Raw genomic sequence first — 23,502 nt, 5'->3', positions numbered from 1 at the left:
AGACGATGCATGCGGTCCTGCTCACCAGCCACGGCGGCTATGAGGCTTTGGAGTATCGCACCGATGTCCCCGTGCCGGAGCCGAAACCGGGCGAAGTGCTGATCCGCGTGGCGGCGGCGGCGGTCAACAACACCGACATCAACACCCGCACCGGCTGGTATTCCAAGGCGGTGAGCCAAGGGTCGAACGCCGGGGGCGCGGGCGGCTTCGCGACGGTGGACGATGCCGATGCCAGCTGGTCGGGTGTGCCGCTGGCCTTCCCCCGCATCCAGGGGGCGGATGCCTGCGGGCGGATCGTGGCGGTGGGCGCGGGCGTGTCGCCCGACCGGATCGGCGAGCGGGTGATCGTGCGGAACCTGCTGCGGAGTTATGTCGGCTGGCGGCCCTGGGAGTGCTGGACCTTCGGCTCGGAATGCGACGGCGGTTTCGCGCAATTCACCGTGGCGCCTGCGCGCGAGACTTACGCGGTCGACTGCGACTGGTCGGATGCGGAACTGGCCGCCATCCCCTGCGCCTGGTCGACGGCGGAGAACATGCTGCACCGGGCGCAGGTCGGGGCCGAGACGGTGCTGATCACCGGGGCCTCGGGCGGCGTGGGGTCCTCTGCCGTGCAGCTGGCGAAGCTGCGGGACGCGACGGTCATCGCGCTGGCGGGCAAGGCGAAGGCGGCCGAGGTTCTGGCGTTGGGGGCCAACCGGGTGATCGACCGCGAGGCCGATCTGGTCGCCGAACTGGGGCGTGACAGCGTGGACGTGGTGCTGGACCTTGTCGGCGGTCCGGGCTGGCCGCAGCTTCTGGACGTGCTGAAGCGCGGCGGGCGCTATGCGATTTCCGGGGCCATTGCCGGGCCACTGGCGCAGATCGACTTGCGCACATTGTATCTGAAGGACCTCACCCTTTACGGCGCGACCTTCCAGGAGGACGAGGTGTTCGAGAATCTCGTCTCCTACATCGAGGCGGGGCGCATCCGCCCCGTCGTCGCCAAGACCTACCCGCTGAAGGACATCGTCCAGGCCCAGAAGGATTTTCTGGCCAAGGGCCATGTCGGCAAGCTGGTGCTGATCCCTCCCCAAGACGAATGACCAATGGAAACGCCATGAAGATCAAGGAACTCCACGTTTACGCCCATGACCTGCCGGTCAAGAACGGGCCTTACACGATGGCCAATGCCAAGGTGTATTCCCTCGACACCACGCTGGTGAAGATCGTCACCGATACTGGCCTTGTTGGCTGGGGCGAGACCTGCCCGGTGGGGTCCACCTATGCGCCGAGCCATGCCAAGGGTGCCCGCGCGGCGCTGGAGGAGATGGGGCCGGGGCTGATCGGCGCCAGTTTGCATCCGCTGACGCTGCGGCGGAAGATGGACAGCCTGCTGAACGGCCACCGCTATGCCAAGGCCGCTGTGGATATCGCGGCGCATGACATCATGGGCAAGGCGACCGGCCTGCGGGTGGCCGAGTTGCTGGGCGGGGTCGCGCAGGAAAGCGTCCCTTCCTACTACGCGACCGGCGTGGGCAAGCCGGACGAGATCGCGCGCATCGCCGCCGAGAAGGTGGCCGAGGGCTATCCCCGCCTGCAGATCAAGATCGGCGGACGGCCGGTCGAGGTGGACATCGCCGTGATGCGCAAGGTGTGGGAAGTGGTGAAGGGCAAGGGCGTCCGGCTGGCCGCCGATGGCAACCGGGGCCTGCCGACCCGCGATGCGCTGCGCCTCAGCCGCGAATGCCCCGACATTCCCTTCATTCTGGAGCAGCCCTGCAACACGGTCGAGGAATTGGCGGCGATCCGGGGGCAGGTGCATCACGGCATCTACATGGACGAGAACGGCGAGGACCTGGCGACGGTGATCCGCGCGGCGGGTCAGGGGCTGGTCGACGGCTTCGGAATGAAGGTCACGCGGATCGGCGGCTTGCAGCAGATGGCCGCCTTCCGCGACATCTGCGAGGCGCGGAGCCTGCCGCACACCTGCGACGACGCCTGGGGCGGCGACATCATCGCCGCCGCCTGCACCCATATCGGCGCGACGGTGCAACCGCGCCTGAACGAAGGCGTCTGGCTGGCCGCCCCCTACATCGAGGGCAATTACGACCGGACCGGCGTCAACATCACCGGCGGCCACATCAAGCTGCCCGAAGGGCCGGGCCTGGGCGTGGTGCCCGAGGAGGGCCGGTTCGGCAATCCGGTTCTCTCGTTCGGGTGAGGAAGAAGATGAGCGATCTCAAGGGGAAGAAGGCGCTGGTCACGGGCGCGGCGGGCGGCATCGGGGCTGCGGTGGTCCGGGCGCTGCGGGCCGAGGGCGCACTGGTGGCTGTCGCCGACCGCGACGTGTCGGGGGTGGAGGCCGAGGCGCATCTGCCGGGGAACCTGCTGGAGCCCGCCTATGCCGACGGGCTGCCAGCGGCGGCGAAGGCGGCGCTGGGCGGGCTGGACATCATCGTCAACAACGCGGGCGTGATCACGCGCGGCAAGGTCGACGAGACGTCCGATGCCGACTGGGACCTGTCGGTCGGGGTGAACGTGGAAGCCCCGTTCCGCATCTGCCGGGCAGCGATCCCGCTGCTTCCGCCCGGTAGCGCCATCGTCAACGTCGCCTCGTGCTGGGGTCTGCGACCGGGGCCGGGGCACGCGGTCTATTGCATGACCAAGGCCGCCATCGCCTCGCTGACGCAATGCATGGGGATGGACCATGCGGAGAAGGGAATCCGCATCAACGCGGTCGCGCCGAACGAGGTCAACACGCCGATGCTGCGCACGGGCTTCGCCAAGCGCGGGTTCGACCCGGATACGGCAGTGGCGGAGCTTGGCAAGACCGTGCCGCTGGGCCGGATCGCGGAACCGGAGGATATTGCCGAGGTGATCCTGTTCCTCGCCTCGGACGCCGCGCGCTACATCGTCGGCGCGGTGGTCGAGGTGAATGGCGGGAAGCCTGTGAAATGAGAGGGGCGGAGATGAAACGGTTCGACGGGAAGGTCGCGCTGGTCACCGGCGGGCGGATGGGCATCGGCCTTGCCATCGCCCGGCGCCTCAGGGACGACGGCGCGCGGGTGTTCACCGTGCAGCGGGGGGCGGATGCCGAGTTCGAGGCGATCGAGGCGGATCTGGCCGATCCCGCTTGCCCGGCCGGCGTGATCGAGGATGTGGTGTCGCGTGCCGGGCGGCTGGACGTGCTGGTCAACAATGCGGGCTTCATGCAGGAGGCCCGGGCCGAGGACATGGCGCTGGCCGACTGGAACCGGATGATCGCGGTCAACCTGACGGCGCCATTCCTGATGATCAAGGCGGCGCTGCCGCATCTGCGCAGAACCCGCGGGGCCATCGTCAACATCGGCAGCATCGAGGGGATCGGCTGCAACCCGCAGCATGCCGCCTATTCCGCCACCAAGGCCGGGCTGCACGGGCTGACCCGCGCCATCGCGGTCGATCACGGGGCCGAGGGCATCCGCTGCAACGCCGTGGCGCCGGGCTGGATCGATACCGATCTGTCTGAGGTCTATATCGAGTCGATGCCCGACCCGGCGGCGTTCCGGGCGAACATCGGTCGCATCCATCCGGTGGGCCGCACCGGCAAGCCCGAGGATGTGGCGGCGCTGGTGGCCTGGCTGGCCTCGGAGGAGGCCGCCTTCGTCGCCGGGCAGGTCTGGACCATCGACGGCGGGCGTATGGTGAAGCTGTCGCTGCCCTAGGTGCCCACGCGCGGGCAGGGTCTTGGCGCAATGATTTCAAGGGCTTGCCGGTGGGCGTTAGGGATTTTTTAACGGCTGGCGACGGTGGGTTGGCACCCGCCCTGCGCCGCATCCCTGGATCGGTCGCCCTTACTCCTTCCCCGCCCGCCATTCCTTGAAGCGCAGGAAGACATTGGCACCGAGGGTGGAGAAGGGTTTCGGCGGCAGTTTGCTGGGCTGCGCTTCGGCGGCGAAATGGCGGGTGGCGTCGGTCTGAAGGTCCATCGCCAGCTCGGCGGCGGCGATGCCGGTGAGGGTGCTGCGGGCGGTGCCGAGGCCGTTGCAGACGGTGGCGGCATAGAGGCCGGGTTCCAGTTCGCGCGCGATGGAGACGGCGTTGCGGGTCAGGCACAGGTGGCCGGCCCAGCTGTATTCCTGTTTCACCCCGGCAAGGGTGGGGTAGCGGTCGGCGAATTTCTGGCGGTGGACGGCGGCGGCGCGGGCGAGGGCGGCGTCGGAGGCTTCCATCCCCGGCAGGAAGCTGGCGCAGGTGCGGGTGATGATGCGGTTGCCGCCAAGGGCGGTGTCGATCCGGCGCATGGTGGTGCCCATGGGGTCGGAGGGCGTGACGCCCCAGCGCGGCTGGCCGCCAAGCTGCTTCAGCGTCTCGGGCGGCAGGTCCACGGTCATCGAGGCGTAGAGGAAGACATGCATCAGCCGGTTTTGCGCGAAGCCGAAGCTTTCGAGATGGCCGTTGTTGGCCAGGATCACCTTGGCTGCGGTGACGGTGCCTTTGGCAGTGGTGACGGCCCAGCCGCTGCCCGTCCGGGCGAAGGCGGTGACGGGGGTGTTCTCCCAGACGCCGACGCCTGTGGCGCGGAGGCCCTCGCCGAAGCCGCGGATGAAGCCTGCGGGTTGCAGCATCACCGTGCCGGGGGTGTAGAGGCCGGAGACATAATGCCGGCTGCCGGTGAGGTCGGCCATGCCCTGCGCGTCGAGGCGTTCGTTCGGTTCGCCGAGGCTGGTGAGGTGGTCGGCGTAGGAGCGGTTCAGCGCGTCGGCAGTGGCGGAGGCGGCGCCGTTCACCTTGCCGATGGGGTCGAAATAGTCGGGCCTGATGCCGTAGTCCTCGACCGCCCCGCGCGCGAAGGCGATGGCCTGCCGGTTCAGCGCGATCATCCCCCGGTCGTCGCCATGGCCGGCGTAGTCGTCGGAAGTCAGCTCGTGCGGCAGGTCGATCATGAAGCCGGAGTTGCGGCCCGAGGCGCCTTCGGCGAGGCGGGAGGCCTCGAGGACGGCGATCTTGAGCGTTGGGTCCAGCTGGCGCAGGCGGCGGGCGGCGGCAAGGCCTGCGAAGCCGCCGCCGATGATGGCGACATCGACGGTCTGGTTGCCGGGAAGCGGAACGGGGGCGGGCTGGCCGGGCAGGATGGCGGACCAGGCGGCGGGGCCTTTGTGGACGGGGGTGCGGCGGGCAGTGAAGGCGGTCATGTTCGCGCTTTGGGGTCGTCCAGTTCGAGCCGGGCATGGAACCCGGTCAGGTCCTGGCGCAGGCTCTGTTTCGCCGGGGCCATGGCGGCGCGCAGGGTGGCGTTGAGGCCGCCCTCGGTGGACAGCTTTTTCAGCGCGGTGGCGAGGTCGCCTTCCTGCGCCCGTTCCGGCAGGTAGCCGCGGATCATGGCGGCGATATAGGCCTCGGCCGCGGCGGGGTTGCCGGTGTGGTCCGTCAGCCATTCGGTCGCGGTCAGAAGCTGGTCGAGGATCGGCGAGCAAAGGGCGGAGGCGCCGAGATGGGCGTTGAGCGCAGCCTCGGAAGGTTGCGGGAGGATCAGGTTGCGGGCGCCGAAGAGGGCGTCGAGTGCGGGGGAGGCGGGGTAGACCGGCAGGGGGCAGCCGCCCGTGGTGATCGGGGGCAGGGGGATGGTGATGGCGATGTCGGTCGCGGGGGCGCAAAGGCTGCGCAGCGTGGCGAGCGGGGCGTCGACCATGACGGAGATGACCGACTGGTCCGCGCAGAAGGGGAGGGTGGGCAGCACCTCCCGCGCCACGCGGGCGAGGAGGCAGAGGAAGACCACATCGGAATTCGCGACGACGTCTTCGTTCGGGGCGATGGCGACACCGGGCACCTCGGCGGCGAGGGTTGCGGCCACGGCGGCGTTGCGCGGCGAGACCAGGATCGTGTGACCCCGGCCCTTGAGCCCGCGCACCATCGCGGCGGTGATTTCTCCGGTTCCAATGAAGCCGAGGCGCATGTCAGTCGACGGCCTCGTCCGCGTCGTCGGCGAGATCGACCCAGATCGTCTTCACCTGGGTATACTGGTCATGGGCGTGGATGCCGTTGTCGCGGCCGCCGAAGCCCGATTGCCTGAAGCCGCCGAAGGGGGTGGAGATGTCTCCCTCGCCGAAGGAGTTCACGGTGACGGTCCCTGCCCGCAGCGCCCGTGCGCCGCGGAGGGCGCGCTTGACGTTGCCGGTGAAGATCGAGGCGGCGAGACCGTATTCGGTTGCATTGGCCAGCGCGATGGCCTCGTCGAAGCTGTCGACCGTCAGGACCGAGAGGACGGGGCCGAAGATTTCCTCGCGCGCCTGTTTCGCGTCGCGGGGGGTGTCGAGGATGGTGGGTTCGACGAAGCCCTTGTCCGCCTTGCCGCCGAGGATGACCTTGGGGCCTTTCTCCAGGTAGGAGGCCACCTTGTCGAAATGGGCCTTCGAGACCAGCGCGCCGACGCGGTTCACCGGGTCGAGCGGGTCGCCCATCGGCCATTCGCGGGTGTGGGCGACGATGCGTTTCAGGAGCGCATCCTTAATGCCCTTCTGCACGATCAGGCGCGAGGAGGCGGAGCAGTTCTCGCCCATGTTCCAGAAGGCGCCGTTGACGACATGGGCGGCGACGCGGTCGAGGTTCTCGGCATCGTCCAGCACCACGGCGGGGTTCTTGCCGCCCATTTCCAGCGTGACTTCCTTGAGGTTCGACTCGGCGGCATAGCGCAGGAAGCGGCGGCCGGTCTCGGTGCTGCCGGTGAAGCTGACGGCGTCGATGTCCATGTGGCGGCCGATGGGTTCGCCCACGTCGGGGCCGCTGCCGGGGACGACGTTGAAGACGCCCGGGGGGATGCCGGCCTCCATCGCGAGTTCGGCCATGCGGAAGGTGGTGAGCGGGGTTTCCTCGGCCGGTTTCACGATGACCGAGCACCCGGCGGCCAGCGCGGGACCGATCTTCCAGGCGAGCATGAGGAGGGGGAAGTTCCAAGGCAGGACGAGACCGACGACGCCCACGGGTTCGCGCACGATCAGGGCGATGTGGTTGTCGCTGGCCGGGGCGACCTGGTCGTAGATCTTGTCGATCAGCTCGGCGTGCCAGGTGAGGCAGTTGATGGTCTCCGGCACGTCGACCTGTTCGCAATCGTAGATCGTCTTGCCGCTGTCGAGGCTTTCCAGCACGGCCAGTTCGCGGGCGTTGCGCTTGACGAGCTTCGCCAGCTTGATCAGCACCTCTTTCCGGTCCTTCGGGTGCAGGCGCGACCAGCGGCCATCCTCGAAGGCGTCGCGCGCCTTCTGGACGGCGAGGTCCACGTCCTCGGCCGCGCAGGCGGCGACCTTGGCCAGCACTTCGCCGGTGGCGGGGTTCAGCGTGTCGAAGGTTTTGCCGCTGATGGCGGGGCGGAAATGGCCGTCGATGAAGGCTTGGGTCGGGAAGGTGAGACCGGCGGCGATGGCCTTGTATTCTTCGGTGGTGAGAAGGGACATCGGCTTACTCCGCGGTGATCTGGGCGATGGTGGTCTTGAGGACGCGGACGGTCTGTTCCAGCTGGCGCTTGTCGTCCTTGTTCAGGGGTTTGAGGGGCGGGCGCGGGGGGCCGGCGTAGTTGCCCATCATCTCGCAGCCGTGCTTGATGCACTGGATGAACTTGCCGCCCTGTTCGAGGACGCGCATCAGCGGCATCAGCGCCGACATGATCCGGCGGCCCTTGTCGAAATTGCTCTCGACCGCGCAGGCCTGGTAGAGCGCGAGATGTTCGGCGGGCAGGAAGTTGGACCCGCCGCAGACCCAGCTGCGCGCGCCCCAGGCGAAGAATTCCAGCGCCTGGTCGTCCATGCCGCAGGACATCTGGATATGCGGGTAGTCGCGGGCCAGGAGGTGGACGCGGTTGATGTCGCCCGAGCTTTCCTTGATGGCGCAGAAGTTTCGGCTGCGGCCGACGCGGTCGAGGAATTCATCGCCCATGTTGATGCCCATCCGGCCGGGGTAGTTGTAGAGCATGATCGGCAGATCGGCGGCGCGGTCGATGGCCAGCGCGTTCAGCGCGTTCTCGCGTTCGGTGGGGACGGAATAGGGCGGCGAGCCGATGAGGATGGAATCCGCGCCGATCTGCGCGGCATGTTCGGCCATGGCGAGGCTGTCTTCCAGCCGGATCGCCACGGTGCCGACCATCAGATGCGTGCGGCCCCTGGTGACGTCGCGGGCGAGGCTGGCCATCTCGCGGCGCTCGTCCATCGACTGGGCGTAGTATTCGCCGGTCGAGCCGCCGTTGATGATGCCTTGGACGCCCTGGGCCATCAGATATTCCAGCTGGGCGACGAAGGCGTCGCGGTCGATGCTGCCGTCTGCGCGGTGCGGGGTGATGGCAGGGGTGTAGATGCCTTCGAACTTCATGAGACCTCTCTGCGTTCAGCTCCGGGCCCGCGGCCCAGCGGGATCTGCATCCCTATGGGGGTGACGAAACTTTCGATCTGGGCCCGCGACAGTTCCCAATGCGCGACGGCCAGCTCGGCGGCGGCTTCGGTGTCGCGCGCCTCGATCAGGGCGATGAACTGGTCGTGCTGGTCGGCAGCCTCGCTGGAGACGCAGGCCATCTCGGCCTTGCGCGGATCGTAGAAGGTCATGCCGATCCGGGTGTGGTCGATCAGCAGCCGACGCAGCGAGGGCATCAGGAATTCGTTGTCCGCCATCTCGCCGATGATGGCGTGGAAGCGTTCGTTGCCCACGGCGCGTTCCGCGGCATCGCCGTTGCGGATGGTCTGGCGGAAGGCCCATTGGCATTCCTTCAGTTTCACAAGCTGCGCGGGCGTGTGATACAGCGCCGCAAGCCGCGTGACACCGGCATAGATCATCGGCGCGGCCAAGAAGAAGTTGCGCAGCGTCTTGTGCGTCATCGGCGAGACCTGCGCGCCCCGGTTCTCGTGCAGCACGACGTAGCCTTCGCCCTGCAACTGGCGAAGGACCTCGCGCAGGGGCGGGCGGGAAATGCCGTAGGCTTCCGAAAGCTCGGTCTCGTCCAGATAGGCGCCCGGTTCCAGCGTCTGGGTCAGGACCTTGCGGCGCAGGTCCTCGATGCACTGGGTCTTCTTGCTGCGGGAATCGGTGTCCACGGGGTGTCTCCTGCCTGATCATCCGAGTGAATCAGGTAGCGTCTCTTCTGTGTAGTCGGATAAAATACATATTGTCTACAGCAAAGTTTTATGGTTTTTAGTCCGGAAACCGGGGAGAGAATCTGCATGGCCGATGCCCGAGAGGACGTGATCCGCTGCGAGGGAATCTGGAAGATTTTCGGCGACAAGTCGCGCCAGGCGATGGAGGCCGTTCGGTCCAAGGGCTTGACGAAAAAGCAAATTCGCGAAGAGTTCGACTGCGTGGTCGGCGTTCAGGATGCCAGCTTCAGCGTGGGCCGGGGCGAGATCTTCTGCATCATGGGGCTTTCGGGGTCGGGCAAGTCGACGCTGATCCGCCACATCAACCGGCTGATCGAACCGACCTCGGGCACGGTCTTCATCGAGGGCCAGAACGTCAACGCGATGAACGCCGAGGCGCTGCGCAAGCTGCGGGCCGAGAAGATCGGCATGGTGTTCCAGTCGATGGCGCTGATGCCGCACCGGACGGTGCGCGACAACGTGGCCTTCTCGCTGGAAGTGCGGGGTGTGGACGAGGCCGAGCGGGCACGGGTGGCGGCCAGGGCGATCGACATGGTCGACCTGACCGGCTGGGACCGGAAATACCCTGACGAGCTGTCGGGGGGGATGCAGCAGCGGGTGGGCCTGGCCCGCGCCCTGGCGGCGGATCCGACGATCCTTCTGATGGACGAACCTTTCAGCGCGCTGGACCCGCTGATCCGGCGGCAGTTGCAGGGCACGTTCATGGAGCTGTCGGCGGAACTGCACAAGACCACGGTCTTCATCACCCACGACCTGGACGAGGCGATCCGCATCGGCGACCGCATCGCGATCATGAAGGACGGGGTGCTGGTGCAAAGCGGCACGCCGGAAGAGATCGTGACCCGGCCTGCCGACGACTATGTCGCGGATTTCGTGGCCGGAATCTCCAAGCTGGACCTGGTGACGGCCGCGCGGATCATGCAGCCCTTCGCCGCCTATGTGCAGGCGCAGGGGCCGCAGGAGACGGGTGGCTGGCCGGTGGGCAAGCCGGAGATGAACCTGAACGAACTGGTCGACCTGGCGGTGGGGACGGATCACCCGATCCTGATCGCGGCAGAGGGCCAGCCGGTCGGCGTGGTGACGAAGCGGGCGCTGCTGCGCGGCATCCAAGGGCGCGACGAAGAGAGGGCTGCGTGATGGCGGACAAGGCTTTCGACTGGCTGAACCCCTTCGCCTCGGTCGACCTGGGGATCGCGAAATGGGCGGATGGGATCAAGCAATGGGCGATCTCGAACCGCGAGATGATCCAGCCGGTCAAGCGGTTCTTCGAGACGGTGATCGTGGGGATCGAGAGCGCGCTGCAGGCGGTGCCGCCGATGGTGATGCTGGCGCTGCTGGTGCTGATCGCCTGGCAGGCGGCGGGACGGCGGGCGGCGATCCTGGTGGGTGCCTGCCTGGTGGTGCTGGGGCTTCTGGCGCCCGAGGCCTGGGGGCTGGCGATGACGACGCTGGCGATCGTTGTGGCCTCGGTTCTGCTGTGCGTGCTGATCGGGCTGCCGCTGGGGGTGCTGGCGGGCAAGAGCGACCGGTTCGAGGCGGTCATCCGCCCGGTGCTGGACACGATGCAGACCATCCCGGCCTTCGTCTATCTGGTGCCGGTGGTGATGATGATCGGGATTGGCAACGTCTCGGGCGTGATCGTGACCATCATCTTCGCGCTGCCGCCGCTGGTGCGGCTGACCTCGCTGGGTATCCGGGGGGTCAATCCGTCGGTCGTCGAGGCGGCGCGGGCGTTCGGGGCGTCTCCCGGGCAGATCCTGCGCAAGGTGGAACTGCCGCTGGCGACCCCGACGATCCTGGCCGGGCTGAACCAGACGATCATGCTGAGCCTGTCGATGGTGGTCATCGCCTCGATGATCTCGGTCAAGGGCCTGGGCAACGAGGTGCTGCGGGCGATGGGGCGGCTGGATGCGGGCAAGGCCATCGTCGGCGGCCTGGGCATCGTCATGCTGGCCATCGTGCTGGACCGGATCACCCAAGGGCTTGGCCGATCGGGCCGGGACCGCGGGCATCGCCATTGGTGGGAAACCGGCCCGGTGGGCCTGATCACCGCCATGTTCAAGAAGACCAAGTGAAAACAAAACCGGGAGACAAAAGAATGAAGCTTTTCATGACCACGGCCCTGGCGCTGGCCTTCGCGGCCCCCGCTTTCGCGCAGGACAAGCCGGGCGAGGGCGTGACCGTCCGCCCGATCCTGCCGGTGCAGATCGAGGAGCATTTCCAGCACAAGATCCTGTTCCGGGCGCTGGAAGACCTGGGCTACACCATCGCCGAGCCGAACGAGGCCGAATATCAGACGGCGATCCTGGCTGTCGGTGCTGGCGACGCCGACTTCATGGCGGTGGAATGGCGCACCTTGCATGATGCCTTCTATCAGGAAGCGGGCGGCGATGCGGTGATGTCGAAGGTCGGCCATTATATCGAGGGCGCGCTGCAGGGCTATCTGATCGACAAGAAAACCTATGACAGCGGCATCACCGACCTGAGCCAACTGGCCGACCCGGAAGTCGCCAAGCTGTTCGACGCGGACGGCGACGGCAAGGCCGACCTGGCAGGCTGCATTCCCGGCTGGGGCTGCGAGCGGGTGATCGAAACCGGGCTGGACGCCTACAAGCTGCGCGACACCGTGACCCACAACCAGGGTGCCTATCAGGCGATGATCGCCGACACGATGGCGCGGTACCAGAACGGGCAGCCGATCCTGTACTATACCTGGACGCCCTACTGGGTCTCGGGCGTGCTGGTCCCGGGCAAGGACGTGGAATGGCTGAGCGTGCCGTTCACCGCGCTGCCCGATGGCGCCACCGGCAACACCGAGTTCAACGGCAAGAACCTGGGCTTCGCGGTCGACGAGATCGGCATCATTGCGCGGAACGATTTCCTGGCGGCGAACCCGGCGGCGGCGAAGCTGTTCGAGGTCGCGACGCTGGACATCAACGACATCTCGGCAGAGAACAAGCTGATCACGGATGGCGAGAACACCCAGGACGACATCCAGCGGCATGCCGACGATTGGATCAAGGCGCATCAGGCAGAGTATGACAGCTGGCTGGCGGCTGCCCGCGACGCGGCAAAGTGACAAGGGCCGACTGACCCTGGGGGCCGCCTTTCGGGGCGGCCCTTTTGCGTGGAGAAGACGATGACCGAGCCCCAGCATTTCAGCTTCTTCCTGCTGCCGGAATTCACCCATATCGCCTTTTCCTGCGCGCTGGAGCCGTTGCGCATCGCCAACCTGGTGTCAGGCAAAACCCTGTATCGCTGGAGCCTGGTCAGCGAGGACGGACGGACCGCCACCTGCTCGAACGGGTCGGTGACGCTGACCGACGCGGGGATGGAGAGCGGACGCAAGACGGACCGGCTGTTCGTCATCTCGGGGCTCAACGCGCAGGTGCATGCGACGCCGAAGGTGCTGAGCTGGCTTCGGCGCGAACGGGCGGCGGGCACGCCGTTGGGAGCAATCTGTTCGGGGGCCTATGTGCTGGCGAAGGCCGGGTTCCTGGACGGGGTGGAGACGGCGGTGCACTGGGCCTGGCACGACCTGTTCATCGAGGAATTCCCCGATGTCCGCCTGGTGCGCAACGTCTTCGTCGCGCGGGAGAGGATCATTACCGCTTCGGGCGGGACGGCGGCGGCGGATCTGATGCTGCACCTGATCGGCAAGGCGCATGGGCAGGATCTGGCGACGGAAGTGGCCGACCAGATGGTCTACAATGCGGTGCGCGAGGGCACGGCGGCGCAGCGGGTGTCGATCCAGTCGCGCCACGGGATGCGCAACGAGCATCTGAAGCGCGCCATCGCGGTCATGGAGGCGGCGCTGGAAAACCCGGTGTCGCCCAGCCTGATCGCCGAGGAGCTGGGGATTTCCACCCGGCAGCTGGAGCGGCTGTTCGGACGCTATCTGAACTCGACGCCGAAGCACTATTTCATGGAGATGCGGCTGCACAAGGCGCAGAACCTGCTGGTGCAGACCGAGCAGTCGGTGACGGAGATCGCGATGGCCTGCGGCTTCCAGACGACCTCGCATTTCTCGAAGGTCTTCCGCGCGCATTTCGGCACCTCGCCCCTGTCGCAGCGGGCGAAGCTGGCCTGAGGGGCGCGCGGCCTATTCCGCCGGGCTTTCCCCGCGGGGCACGTTGCGAAGCTCGGAGCGCAGAAGTTCCGATTCAGCGGCCCGTGACCGGGAAAGCCCGGCCAAGAGCAGATAGGCCACGGGCGTGATGTAGAGCGTGGCAAGCGTGGCGAGGCCGAGACCGCCGACGATGATCCAGCCCAGCACCGCGCGCGCCTCGGCCCCGGCACCGGAGGCGAGGACGAGGGGCAGGCCGCCCAGCACGGTGGCGATCATGGTCATCATCACCGGGCGCAGGCGGGTGATGGAGGCTTCTTCGATGGCTTGGCGGACGGATGCGCCGCGTTCGCGCAGCTGGTCGGCGAACTCGACGATCAGGATGCCGTTCTTGGCCATGATGCCGACCAGAAGCACCAGCCCGATCTGCGAGTAGACGTTCAGGCTGCCGCCGGTGAGAAGAAGCGCGAAGACCGCGCAGGCGAGGCCGAGCGGCACGGTCGCCATCACGATCACCGCCGAGACGAAGCTTTCGAACTGCGCCGACAGCACCAGGAAGACCACGGCCAGCGCGATGCCGAAGGTGACGAGGAGCCCGGAGGAGGTCTCGCCCAACGTCGCTGCCTCGGCCATGGGAATGAGGCTCATGTCGTCGGTGAGGAGGTCGCGGGCCAGGCCCCGTACCTCGGTCAAGGCGGTGCCGAGGGCGAAGTCGGGGGTGAGGGCGGCGGTGATCGGGACCGACCGGCGCTGGGATTCGCGGCCCAGCTCGGGGGCCACGGCGCGTTCGGTCAGGGTGGCGAAGGAGGAAACGGGGACCATCTCGCCGGTGCGGGAGGGGACGAAGGTGCGTTCAAGATCGCCGGGATCGTCGACCGGGTCGGAGGCCGAGACGAGGCGAATGTCGTAGCTGTCGTCGTCGAGGAACAGGGTGCCGACGGTGCGACCATCCAGGACGGCCTGGAACGCCTCGCCCAGGCCCTCGATCCGGACGCCGAGGTCTTCGGCACGGGTGCGGTCGATCTCGACGAAAAGTTGCGGCTGGGTGGTGTCGTAACCCAGGCGCACCTGCCCGAAGCGGGGGTCCTGTTCCATCCGCTCGACCAGGGTGCGGGCGACGGTGGCAAGCTTGCCGTAGTCGTCGCCCACCAGCGCCATCGACAGGCCCTGGCCCGCGCCACGGATGCCGAGCGAATTTGGCTGGATGGCGAAGGTGCGCACGCCGATCACGCCTTTCAGGCCCTCGGTGATCTCGGCGGCGATCTCCTGCTGGCTGCGGCTGCGGTCGGCCCAATCCGCCAAAGTCACCACGATGAAGCCGCGGTTCCGCTGCCCACCCATGCCCGCGATGGCGAAGACGCTCTTCACCTCGCCCGAGGCGCGGAGGGGGTCGACCAGCGCCTCGATCTCGCGCATCCGGGCGTCGGTGTAATCGAGCGCGACACCCTGCGGGGCCTGGACCGAGATGAGGATCGCGGCCCGGTCCTCGGCCGGGGTCAGCTCCTGTTTCAGCGAGGTCGCACTGGCGACGGCGAGGGCGGCGAAGAGAAGCGCGACGGCGACCGCGACGAGGGGGGCGGCAAGGCAGAGGCGCAGCGTCCGGGCGTAGAGGCGTGCCAGAAGGTCGCCGAAGCGGGTCACGACGCCATGCGAGGCGGCGTGGGGGCGCAGCATTCGGGCGGCAAGGACGGGGCAGAGCGTCAGCGCCGTGACCGAGGACAGGAGCACCGCGATCGCCAGGGTGAAGCCGAATTCGCGGAAGAGGCCGCCGGTCTGGCCGGGCAGGAAGGACAAGGGCACGAAGACGGCGGCGAGCGTCGTGGTGGTGGCGAGCACGGCGAAGAACACCTGTTCGGTGCCGAGGACGGCGGCCGCGCGCGCACCCATCCCTTCCGACCGTCGTCGCACGATGTTTTCCAGGACCACGATGGCGTCGTCGACCACGATGCCGGTGGCGAGGACCAGGGCGAGAAGGGTCATGATGTTGACGGAGAACCCGACCAGCCAGATCGCCGCCATCGTGCCGATCAGCGAGACCGGCACCGCGATGATCGGGATCAGCGTCGCCCGCGCGTCGCGCAGGAAAAGGAAGATCACCGCGGTGACGATCAGGACCGAGAGGCCGAGGGCAATCTCGACTTCGTGGATCGCGCCCTCGATGAAATCGGCGCTGTCCGAGGTGATGAACATCTGCACATCGGCGGGCAGGAGGGGTTGCAGGTCGGTGATCGCCTGGCGCACGGCTTCGGAGATCGCCAGCGTGTTGCCATTGGCGGCGCGGATGATCCCCAGCCCGATCCCGGTCTGGCCGTTCGCCCGCAGGACCGAGGCGCCGGGTTCGGGGCCCAGCGTCACCTGCGCCACATCGCCGAGGCGGACGTCACCCGCGATGGTCAGCGCCTCGATCTGCTGGGTGGTGCGGATCGCGGCGGTGGCGCGGACCTGCAGGCTTTGCCGGTCGGAGCTGAGCGCCCCGGCGGGGCTGTCGAAGGCGGCATTGCCAAGCGCCGCGCGCAGGTCGGACAGGGCCAGGCCCCGGGCGGCAAGCTGCATCAGGTCGACGTCCACCCGGAAGGCCAGCTCCCGGTCGCCGAAGATCTGCAGGTCGGCCACGCCGGGAAGCGACAGCAGGCGGCTTTCGATGACATCCTGCACCAGCGCGGTCAGCTCGTCCGCCGTGCGGCGCGGCGAGGTCAGGGCGATGCGCAGGATGGCATCGGAATCCGCGTCCGACTTCACCACGCGGGGGGCGTCGGCCTCGTCCGGCAGGCTGTTGCCGACCCGGGCCACCGCCTCGCGCAGGTCGGTGGCGGCGACGTCCAGGGCGATGTCGTCGCGGAACTCGACCGTCACCCGGCTGGAGCCGAAGCGGGACGAGGAAGAGATCGACTTGACCCCGGCGACCCGGCTGACGGCGCCCTCGATGACCGCCGTCACCTCGCGGTCGATGGTTTCGGGCGAGGCGCCGGTGTAGCTGGTGCTGATCGAGACGACCGGCCGGTCCACGTCGGGGAGTTCGCGGACATCGGCGCCCAGAAGCCCCGCCAGGCCGGCGATCACGATCAGCGCGTTCAGGACGAAAGCCAGGATCGGCCGCCGGATGAAAAGCGCGGTGCGGTGACCCGCAAGCTCGGAAGGACCCTGCTCCATCGCTCAGGTCCTTGGCGGGGCGACGGAGACCTCGGCGCCGGGCCGCAGGGTCTGCACGCCCTCGGTCACGACGAGATCGCCCGGCTGGAAGGCGGCCTCGATCAGGACATCGGCGGCGTTGCGCTGCAGGATGCGGATCGGCACCTGCCGGGCCTTGCCGTCGCGCACCGCCCAGACGAAGGCCCCGTCCGCGCCCCACTGGATCGCCAGCGGGTCGACGGCGGGGTAGCTGTCGCCGGTGAAGGCAAGGTCGATGCGGAAAGCCATCCCCGCGCGGAGCCGGTCGTCGGCATTGCCGATCATCGCCCGCACCTTGAGCGAGCGGCTGGCTTCGTCGACGCGGTTGTCCAGCGCGACGATCCGGCCCTCGATCACCTCGCCGGGGGTGGAGATGGCGGTCGCCTGCACCGCATCGCCGACGCGGACCAGGGCGGCGATGCGCTCTGGCACCCGGAAATCCACCAGAAGGCTGGAGCGGTCCTCGATCCGGGTGATCGTGGTGCTCGAACTGACCAGATCGCCGACCTGCGGCTCGACGAGGCCGACATATCCCGAGATGGGTGCAACCAGCCGGTGATCGGCAAGGTCGCGTTCCGCCGCCTGCAGCTCCAGTGCCGCGGTCCGCAGGGCAAGTTCGGCATCCTGGCGCTGGAGCGCGGTCGCGGTGCCGGACTGGGCCAGCTGGCCGAGGCGGTCGAAGGTCTTCTGCCGATCCTCCAGCACCAGCCGCGCCCGCTCGACCGAGAGCTGGGCGGTCTCGGCGTCCAGTTCGGCGATGACGTCGCCGACCGCCACCCTGTCGCCGGGCGCGACGCGCAGCGCCTTCAGGCGGCCCGTCACGCCGAAGGACAACTCGACCGCCTGGATGCCGCGCGCCGAGCCGATGGCCGAGATCACGTCGCGCAGGGGGTGGATCTGCACCTCGTCGGCGATGACGGGGGGCCCGCGGCCTGCGTTCCCCTGGTGCTTGCCGTCCTCTGCCCCATGGTCGGGAACGATGCCTGCCACGACCAGCGGGTGCAGGAGGCCCGCGCTGTCCAGCCAGGGCCGCGTGCCCGGAACCAGGCGTGCGGACACCGGGACGGCGACCACGGCGATCAGCGCTATGGTCACGAGCTGCGGAACTACCCTCATCCGGTCGGCTGCCTTCTTCCTGCCTGCGGGGATCACCAAGAGCGGTGTGTGCCCAACATGGCGTCCCGGTCAAGAATGGCAAACCAACAATATGTTGAATGGCCGAAGATATGGGTCACTGCGGATGCCGCGCGGGATGCCGCGCGACAAGGGCGGGCCGGTGGAGGCACCGGACGAGCAAACGCGGGGCTGACGGGGTAGTGGAGGGTGCCGATCCCATGGCCATCGGGGAAACCGGAAAAACCAATGATGTCCCACATGCCGTCGCGTCCGGTTGACAAGCCCCGCGCTGCTCAGAGGGTTAACCGGAAAGGCGGGCGGAGGTTCCCTTGACGGCCTTGTCCGAGGGTCGAGACGCGACGACATGGTCACGAAGCTTGCGCTATCTTGCAATGCCGTCCGGCGGAAGTCGCAAACCGGCTGCGGAGGCCTTGCATCGTTTGACGATCGGGCAGCGTGGACAGTCTGGGCTCCCGGCGACGCAGATGTTCTGCCCCAGCTTTTTCATCAGGACATGGAAGTCCGCCAGATCGGCGGCACTCCAGCCCGGCAACATCTCCATCGTCCGGTCATAGGCGGTTCGCGTGCCGGCGCTGCTGCGAACGAAGCCGAACTCGCCCAGTATCCGCAGGACATGCGTGTCCACCACGAATGCTGGCATCCGCAAGGTGCTGAAGTTGAGGGTCGAGGCCGCGACCTTCCGCCCGACGCCCGGCAGGCGCTCCAGCCATCGAAGTGCTGCCGGAACGCCCAAGGAGCCGAGGAACATCAGGTCGAAATCCGGGCGGGAGGCCGCTATGGCGGCAAGGGCGCCGCCGAGTTGGCGTGCCTTGCGCTCGGGAAAGGTGACATCGCGGATGATCGCCTCGATCCGCGGGGCAGGGGCGAGGACGACGTCGGACCAGTCGGGATAGGCGTCAACAAGGCGGCGAAAGGCGCGGAAAGAGACCTCATCGCGCGTACGCCCGCTGATCAGGGATTTCACCAGCTGGTCGACGGGCTTTCGGACGGGGATCGGACCGGGCTGGCCGAAGCGGGCCCTGAGCCGGTCCCGCACCCATTCCATGTCTTCGACCGCACCGAAGCCGAGCAGCATCTGCATGGCCGATGATGCGAACATAAAGGGAACATTGCAAGGTAAAACCATCCGGCAGGCGATCAACAGTCCGTCACCCTGGCAAATCCGGTCCAGAAGCCCGGAAGAGGCGACAATCTGTGGTGTGGGCGGCTCTTCGGAGAGCTCCGGTGGAGTTGCGAAGTGGCGTGACGCTCGTCGACGTGATGCACGACCGGCCGCACCGCCGACAGGCGCATTCTCGGGCGGGCCGGATCGGATGGCGAGGACAGGGGGGCCGTCATGCCTGTTCGCGGGCGGAGCGGCTAACATATGACGATCATGTCAGTCTTGTCTGGACACCGGGCCTTACGAGGATCATTTTCACGAGGCGTGTCGGCACTGCCGACAGCCTTTCCGCGAGGATCGACCGACGAATATCACGCTGACCCTTCTCGACCTTGCCGGCACCGTCGCCCTGCTGCTGTGGGGTGTCCACATGGTGCAGACCGGCGCCCAGCGGGCGCTCGGTGCCGGGCTTCGTTCCTTCCTCGCGCATCGCCTGCACAACCGGCTGAGCGCGTTTGCTGCCGGTCTCGGCGTCACCACCTTGCTCCAGAGCAGCACAGCCACCGGATTGATGGTGACGGGATTCGCGGCCGAAGGGCTGGTGGCGCTGGTGCCGGGGCTCGCGGTGATGCTCGGAGCCAATGTCGGCACGACGTTGATCGTCCAGATTTTCGCCTTCGACGTCTCGCAGGTGGCACCGATCTTTGTGCTCGCGGGGTATCTGTTGTTCAGGCGGGCGCAGGCCGGTACGCGGGACTTCGGGCGGGTGTTCATCGGGCTTGGACTGATCCTGTTCGCATTGCATCAGTTCCTGACGCTGCTCGATCCGGTGACGGCCAACCCGCTGACCCGAGAGTTTCTCACCGCGCTCTCGACCCACATCGTCTTCATCGTGCTGATCGGCATCGCGCTGACCTGGGCCGCACATTCGAGCGTCGCGATAGTGTTGCTTGCGATGTCTCTCGCCACGAACGGCGTCTTGACCGTGCCGGCGGGGATCGCGCTGGCGCTCGGGGCCAATATCGGCACGGCGATCAATCCCGTGCTCGAAGGCGCTGCCCATGATCCTGCCACGCGGCGCCTGCCGCTCGGCAACCTTCTCTGCCGGATCATGGCCGTGCTGGCGGTGCTCGCCGTCTATCCTTGGGTCACGCCGTTCGTGACCGGCTTCGAGACCGTGCCGGCGCGGGCGATCGCCGACTTCCACACGGGGTTCAACCTTGTGCTGGCGGTGCTGCTCTTCCCGCTGCTCACGCCTTATGCCCGCCTGCTCGAACGACTTCTGCCCTCGCGTCCGCAGGAGAGCGCACCGGACGCGCCGCGCTATCTGCGGCCGGTCGCGGCGGGTGCGCCGGTTGCCGGAGCGCTGGGCGGTGCGATGCGCGAGGCGTTGCGGTTGTCCGATGTGCTGGAGGAGATGATCTCGGGCCTGCGCGATGCGCTCGCCAATCCGAGCCGCAGGCAGATCGAGGAAACCCGCGCACTCGATGACCGGCTCGATCACCTCAATCGGGCGATCAAGGAGAATCTGCTGGCAATCGACACCGGCCGCCTCGACGAGGCGACCAATGAGAAACTGGCCCGCATCCTGACCTTCTCGATCAACATGGAACAGGCGGGCGACCTGATCGACCGTGGCCTGCTCGGCGTCGCCAGCCGGCGGATCAAGCGCGGCGTTGCCTTCTCGAAGGAAGGAACCGCCGATCTGGTCGCCCAGGTGGATCGCCTGCTTGAGACGCTGCGGCAGTCCACCGCCGTGTTCCTGAGCGGCGACATCGCGGACGCGCGCGCGCTGGCATCCGAGAAGGAAGCGTTTCGGCGGCTGGAGGACGAGGCGACTGCCGCGCATTTCGATCGGCTGCGTTCGGGTAACGTCGAGACGGTCGAGACCAGCGCCCTGCATCTAGATGCGCTGCGCGACCTCAAGCGCGTCAGCAGCCATCTGATCGAGGCCTCGGCCTATCCCATCCTAAAGAAGCGGGGAGACCTGCTTCCCACGCGGCTGAGGAAAGTGGAATGAAGCGGACGGGTTTGGCCTGAGGACGCGGAAGGGCCAGCCCCTTGCATCGCAAGGCGATGCGTGGGCGCAACGGCTCTGGGGAAGGAAGCGATGACCTGTGGCGGAGAGGGTGGGATTCAGACTCTCGTGTGGTGTTTCGGCAACGCTTTCCAATCTGTCGACAAGATTTAAAGCATTGAAAGAACTATACTTTTTATATTTGACATGCGCTTGAAGCGCAAGTATCGGCTTGAAGATAGGTACAATAGTGGTACATTAAGCAGGTGCAATAAGGCTGGAATCGCCATGTCATTCGTGCCCCGACGCCGGAAGAACTACATCGTTTGGAAGAACGGGCGGGCGTACTATCGACGTGCTATCCCGGCGAAGTATCGTCCGTTGTTCGGGGGAAAAACGGCTTGGGTCATAGCCCTCAAGGGACATGGGAGCGCAGCGCTTGAAGCCGAGGCGGCTGCATGGGCGCACCAGCATAACGAAGAGCTTTCGGACCATGACGACTTGGGCGAGGAAGGCCTGCAAGCTTTCATAGACCAAGTGAGGGCGTATCAGGCAGACCCCGCGTCTTTCGATCCTCCTACGGTGGAGCCTCCGCCGGAACTGGAACTGCGCGAGTATGAGGGCGCGCGAGTTTCCTACTCTGTCGATCCCATGCGCCGGTCCGACTGGCGGGAGTTACCACCGATCTTTGTGGATGGTGAAGTTCGCGACGATTTGGCGTGGTCTGCCCACTCTGATCCGGCAGACATGCGCGAAGCTGTGAAGGCTGGACGTGTCGGCTTTACTCTACCTGAGGCCCGCGCGCGGGTAGCGCTTGCCTCAGCAAAGCGTCTCGCGAAAACAGCTAAAGACGCTGATCAGCGCGAGCTTGCCGACCTTCGCGCATACCGGGGCGAGCGCGAGCTTGAGGCCGCAGTCAGGGCGAAAGACGACTGCACAGTGACCGAGCTTCTGCCGCGCTGGAAAGCCTTCAAGAAACAGGCCCCCATGACATGGCAAAAACATGAGCAATACGTGCGGGAATTCGCTGGGCTGCATGGCGACCTTCACCTGTCCGCCGTGACCAAGCGCCATGTGGTCGAATACGTCGAACACGTCATGACGTTGACCCACAAGGGCGAGCCGCTGTCTCCGACCTCGATTGCGAAGCGGCTGGACTCGGTACGGGCAATGCTAGCCTTCGCCGTCTCCCGCGACCTGATCGAAAACAACCCGGCAACCGGGGTGAAGCCGCCAGAAGACAAGCGACCCAAGACGTCGCGAAGCTGGAAAAGCTTCACACCTGACGAAGTGGTCAAGCTGGTGGACATCTCGACCGAGCTATGGGCAAGCCGCAAGGAACGCACAGCGAAAGGCCGGGGCGCGGACCTCATGACGGCACTGCAATGCCTGATCTGGTCGGGAGGCAGACCAGAAGAAATCTGTCAGCTTCGCCGGGTCGATATCGACCTGAAACGCCGGTCAATCCGGATCACGAATGACGAAACGGAGGATGACGCGCGCGCCAAGGTGACGAAGAACGCCCATAGCATTCGGGAAGTCCCCATCCACCCGCAACTTCTGCCGATCCTTGAAGCACACCTCCGGAGTCACAACCACGCTCTCCTATTCCCCACCTTCGCGCCGCAGGTCCGACCGAAGGACTTGCGAGAAGCGGAACGTACTGGCCAGCCTGTCGAAATGCGGGGGCGGTACATGCACCCGATCAGTCGAGAGTGGACCGACCATCTGCGGGCCAAGGTGGCGGGTGATGACCCGCGTAAAGTCTTGTACAGCCTTCGCCATTCGTGGGCAGCGGAGTCCAGAAGGGCAGGGATGCCTGAGCACGTCCGCAACGCAATCATGGGTCACGCTGACGACAATCCACATGCCGGGCGGTACGGCGGGGACGCGGATTGGCTGGACGAAAAGCGAAAGTATCTGGACGTGATGAACTGCCTTCCTGCACCCCGCTGACGCGGGGCACGATCACGACAGCACAGACTGCGTTGCTATCAGCGGCAGGCGCTCAGTTTCCGCGAGCGCTGCATCAAGGTCTCGGATGCGCCGTCTAGAGGCAAGACGCTGCCCCGTCCAGACGGCTGGGAGGGTTTGGATTACGTAATGCTCTGGCCCGTTGTAGCTGATGACTCCTTGGCACTTGTCGAAGTCAAGATCGAAGAAAAGTAGGTGCTCTGCTCTCAACTCAACCGGGCGAAACGCCGGACCAAGTCCGCTCCCTGTCGCCTTGACCTGAACTGACCTCCCGTCTGGCGCATAGCCGTCAATGCCGGGATGCGATTTGCTGTCAACAAGTCGGACGCCGAACAACTCGACCGCTAGTGATTCCCCGATATCGCCAACGAGATTCCCATCGAGAGTGAAGTTCAATCGGGTCTGGTGGCCGCCTCTGTCGAACATCTGCCAGTAGTGATCCCGGACGCGATTACGAGCGCTTACTAGATCGGCGATGGCAGGGGGTAGTGAGAACGTCAGCATGAGAAACCTTTCTCAATCTTGTTGAACTTTTGCGGCAATCGACTGAGAGATTTCGGCAAGGATTCCGAGGCCAACCCCGATCAGCATACCGTACAGGCCCGAGTTCATAAGTCTACCCGGCGACATACCCGCCACGGTAGATGGACCGCCATCCGTGAAGGCGCTTATCGCACCGATCACTACATTTGCCGCGCCAAGCCAAAATGCCAACCGCGCGACGCCCAGACCAACCTTCGTGAAAAACATCAGTAGCTCCTATGTTACATCGCGACAGGCATAGCTGAGGGCCAGATTACGGGAAAGCCGTTCCGTCCTAACCCCTTGCCCGCCCTGCCAACTTTTGATAGATTCCTATTGACTTTTCGAAACTAGCCTTGAACCGAAATCGCACTTTGCTTGACTTCTGATTCGTTTTAAGGCAGTATTCGAGCATACCAGAAGT

The 23,502-nt window shown here is 66.4% G+C and carries 20 protein-coding genes; 10 read left to right on the top strand and 10 right to left on the bottom strand.

Features of this window, described 5'->3' with window-relative positions; translation table 11 throughout:
* Positions 1-5: 5 nt before the first annotated feature.
* The 4 genes from V7Q39_RS04825 to V7Q39_RS04810 are packed head-to-tail and all read left to right on the top strand — an operon-like array spanning position 6 to position 3,683.
* A complete protein-coding gene (locus V7Q39_RS04825; protein ID WP_333815410.1) occupies positions 6-1,082 on the top strand; it encodes an alcohol dehydrogenase family protein in 1,077 nt (358 codons plus the stop codon).
* Between the two features lie 14 nt (positions 1,083-1,096).
* A complete protein-coding gene (locus tag V7Q39_RS04820) occupies positions 1,097-2,200 on the top strand; it encodes a mandelate racemase/muconate lactonizing enzyme family protein (protein WP_333815396.1) in 1,104 nt (367 codons plus the stop codon).
* A gap of 8 nt (positions 2,201-2,208) precedes the next feature.
* Positions 2,209-2,937: an SDR family NAD(P)-dependent oxidoreductase gene (locus tag V7Q39_RS04815; protein ID WP_333815395.1), complete on the top strand. Its 729-nt coding sequence runs from the start codon at positions 2,209-2,211 to the stop codon at positions 2,935-2,937.
* An 11-nt stretch (positions 2,938-2,948) separates the two neighbouring features.
* Positions 2,949-3,683 carry an SDR family NAD(P)-dependent oxidoreductase gene (locus V7Q39_RS04810; protein WP_333815394.1) on the top strand — a complete coding sequence of 245 codons (735 nt, stop codon included), beginning with the start codon at positions 2,949-2,951 and terminating at the stop codon, positions 3,681-3,683.
* Between the two features lie 129 nt (positions 3,684-3,812).
* Here the strand turns inward: V7Q39_RS04810 and V7Q39_RS04805 are convergent, their stop codons facing one another.
* From V7Q39_RS04805 to V7Q39_RS04785, 5 genes are read right to left on the bottom strand one after another with little or no spacing between them, the layout of a single operon-like run.
* The gene (locus tag V7Q39_RS04805; RefSeq protein WP_333815393.1) at positions 3,813-5,153 is read right to left on the bottom strand and encodes an NAD(P)/FAD-dependent oxidoreductase; all 1,341 of its coding nucleotides are present in this window, start codon (positions 5,151-5,153) and stop codon (positions 3,813-3,815) included.
* Entirely contained in the window at positions 5,150-5,914 is a 765-nt protein-coding gene (locus V7Q39_RS04800; protein WP_333815392.1) for an NAD(P)-binding domain-containing protein, read from the bottom strand. Before V7Q39_RS04800 ends, V7Q39_RS04805 begins: the two co-directional genes overlap by 4 nt.
* A 1-nt stretch (position 5,915) precedes the next feature.
* Positions 5,916-7,409 (bottom strand): aldehyde dehydrogenase, encoded by a 1,494-nt coding sequence (locus tag V7Q39_RS04795; RefSeq protein WP_333815391.1) that lies wholly within the window; start codon positions 7,407-7,409, stop codon positions 5,916-5,918.
* Between the two features lie 4 nt (positions 7,410-7,413).
* Positions 7,414-8,316, bottom strand: a complete 903-nt coding sequence (locus V7Q39_RS04790) for a dihydrodipicolinate synthase family protein (protein ID WP_333815390.1) — start codon at positions 8,314-8,316, stop codon at positions 7,414-7,416.
* Positions 8,313-9,032, bottom strand: a complete 720-nt coding sequence (locus V7Q39_RS04785) for a GntR family transcriptional regulator (protein WP_333815389.1) — start codon at positions 9,030-9,032, stop codon at positions 8,313-8,315. The genes V7Q39_RS04790 and V7Q39_RS04785 overlap by 4 nt, the downstream gene beginning before the upstream one ends.
* 126 nt (positions 9,033-9,158) lie before the next feature.
* Between V7Q39_RS04785 and V7Q39_RS04780 the strand changes: the two genes are divergently transcribed.
* The 4 genes from V7Q39_RS04780 to V7Q39_RS04765 are packed head-to-tail and all read left to right on the top strand — an operon-like array spanning position 9,159 to position 13,182.
* Complete coding sequence (locus tag V7Q39_RS04780; RefSeq protein ID WP_333815388.1) at positions 9,159-10,229, top strand: quaternary amine ABC transporter ATP-binding protein; 1,071 nt, start codon at positions 9,159-9,161, stop codon at positions 10,227-10,229.
* A complete protein-coding gene (locus V7Q39_RS04775) occupies positions 10,229-11,167 on the top strand; it encodes an ABC transporter permease (protein ID WP_333815387.1) in 939 nt (312 codons plus the stop codon). The genes V7Q39_RS04780 and V7Q39_RS04775 overlap by 1 nt, the downstream gene beginning before the upstream one ends.
* 23 nt (positions 11,168-11,190) lie before the next feature.
* Positions 11,191-12,171: a glycine betaine/L-proline ABC transporter substrate-binding protein ProX gene (proX, locus tag V7Q39_RS04770; protein ID WP_333815385.1), complete on the top strand. Its 981-nt coding sequence runs from the start codon at positions 11,191-11,193 to the stop codon at positions 12,169-12,171.
* Between the two features lie 60 nt (positions 12,172-12,231).
* Complete coding sequence (locus V7Q39_RS04765) at positions 12,232-13,182, top strand: GlxA family transcriptional regulator (protein ID WP_333815384.1); 951 nt, start codon at positions 12,232-12,234, stop codon at positions 13,180-13,182.
* Between the two features lie 12 nt (positions 13,183-13,194).
* Here V7Q39_RS04765 and V7Q39_RS04760 read toward each other — a convergent pair whose 3' ends face one another.
* From V7Q39_RS04760 to V7Q39_RS04750, 3 genes are all read right to left on the bottom strand, one after another.
* The gene (locus V7Q39_RS04760) at positions 13,195-16,308 is read right to left on the bottom strand and encodes an efflux RND transporter permease subunit (protein WP_333815383.1); all 3,114 of its coding nucleotides are present in this window, start codon (positions 16,306-16,308) and stop codon (positions 13,195-13,197) included.
* A gap of 3 nt (positions 16,309-16,311) precedes the next feature.
* Entirely contained in the window at positions 16,312-17,442 is a 1,131-nt protein-coding gene (locus tag V7Q39_RS04755; protein WP_333815381.1) for an efflux RND transporter periplasmic adaptor subunit, read from the bottom strand.
* 382 nt (positions 17,443-17,824) lie between these two features.
* Positions 17,825-18,538 carry an endonuclease III domain-containing protein gene (locus V7Q39_RS04750; protein WP_333815379.1) on the bottom strand — a complete coding sequence of 238 codons (714 nt, stop codon included), beginning with the start codon at positions 18,536-18,538 and terminating at the stop codon, positions 17,825-17,827.
* A gap of 313 nt (positions 18,539-18,851) precedes the next feature.
* Here V7Q39_RS04750 and V7Q39_RS04745 point away from each other — a divergent pair, with 313 nt between their 5' ends.
* Both V7Q39_RS04745 and V7Q39_RS04740 read left to right on the top strand, forming a co-directional pair.
* Positions 18,852-20,585 carry a Na/Pi cotransporter family protein gene (locus V7Q39_RS04745; protein WP_333815408.1) on the top strand — a complete coding sequence of 578 codons (1,734 nt, stop codon included), beginning with the start codon at positions 18,852-18,854 and terminating at the stop codon, positions 20,583-20,585.
* A gap of 285 nt (positions 20,586-20,870) precedes the next feature.
* Entirely contained in the window at positions 20,871-22,538 is a 1,668-nt protein-coding gene (locus tag V7Q39_RS04740) for a tyrosine-type recombinase/integrase (RefSeq protein ID WP_333815377.1), read from the top strand.
* A gap of 12 nt (positions 22,539-22,550) precedes the next feature.
* Here the strand turns inward: V7Q39_RS04740 and V7Q39_RS04735 are convergent, their stop codons facing one another.
* Positions 22,551-23,060 (bottom strand): DUF6998 domain-containing protein, encoded by a 510-nt coding sequence (locus tag V7Q39_RS04735; RefSeq protein WP_333815375.1) that lies wholly within the window; start codon positions 23,058-23,060, stop codon positions 22,551-22,553.
* 12 nt (positions 23,061-23,072) lie between these two features.
* Positions 23,073-23,306 (bottom strand): hypothetical protein, encoded by a 234-nt coding sequence (locus tag V7Q39_RS04730; RefSeq protein WP_333815374.1) that lies wholly within the window; start codon positions 23,304-23,306, stop codon positions 23,073-23,075.
* Positions 23,307-23,502 lie beyond the last annotated feature (196 nt).

Origin of the sequence: Tabrizicola sp., assembly GCF_036781545.1 — a bacterium.
Taxonomy (GTDB): domain Bacteria; phylum Pseudomonadota; class Alphaproteobacteria; order Rhodobacterales; family Rhodobacteraceae; genus Tabrizicola.
The sequence above is the reverse complement of the archived record's forward strand: the minus strand, read 5'-3'. Positions and strand labels throughout refer to the sequence as shown.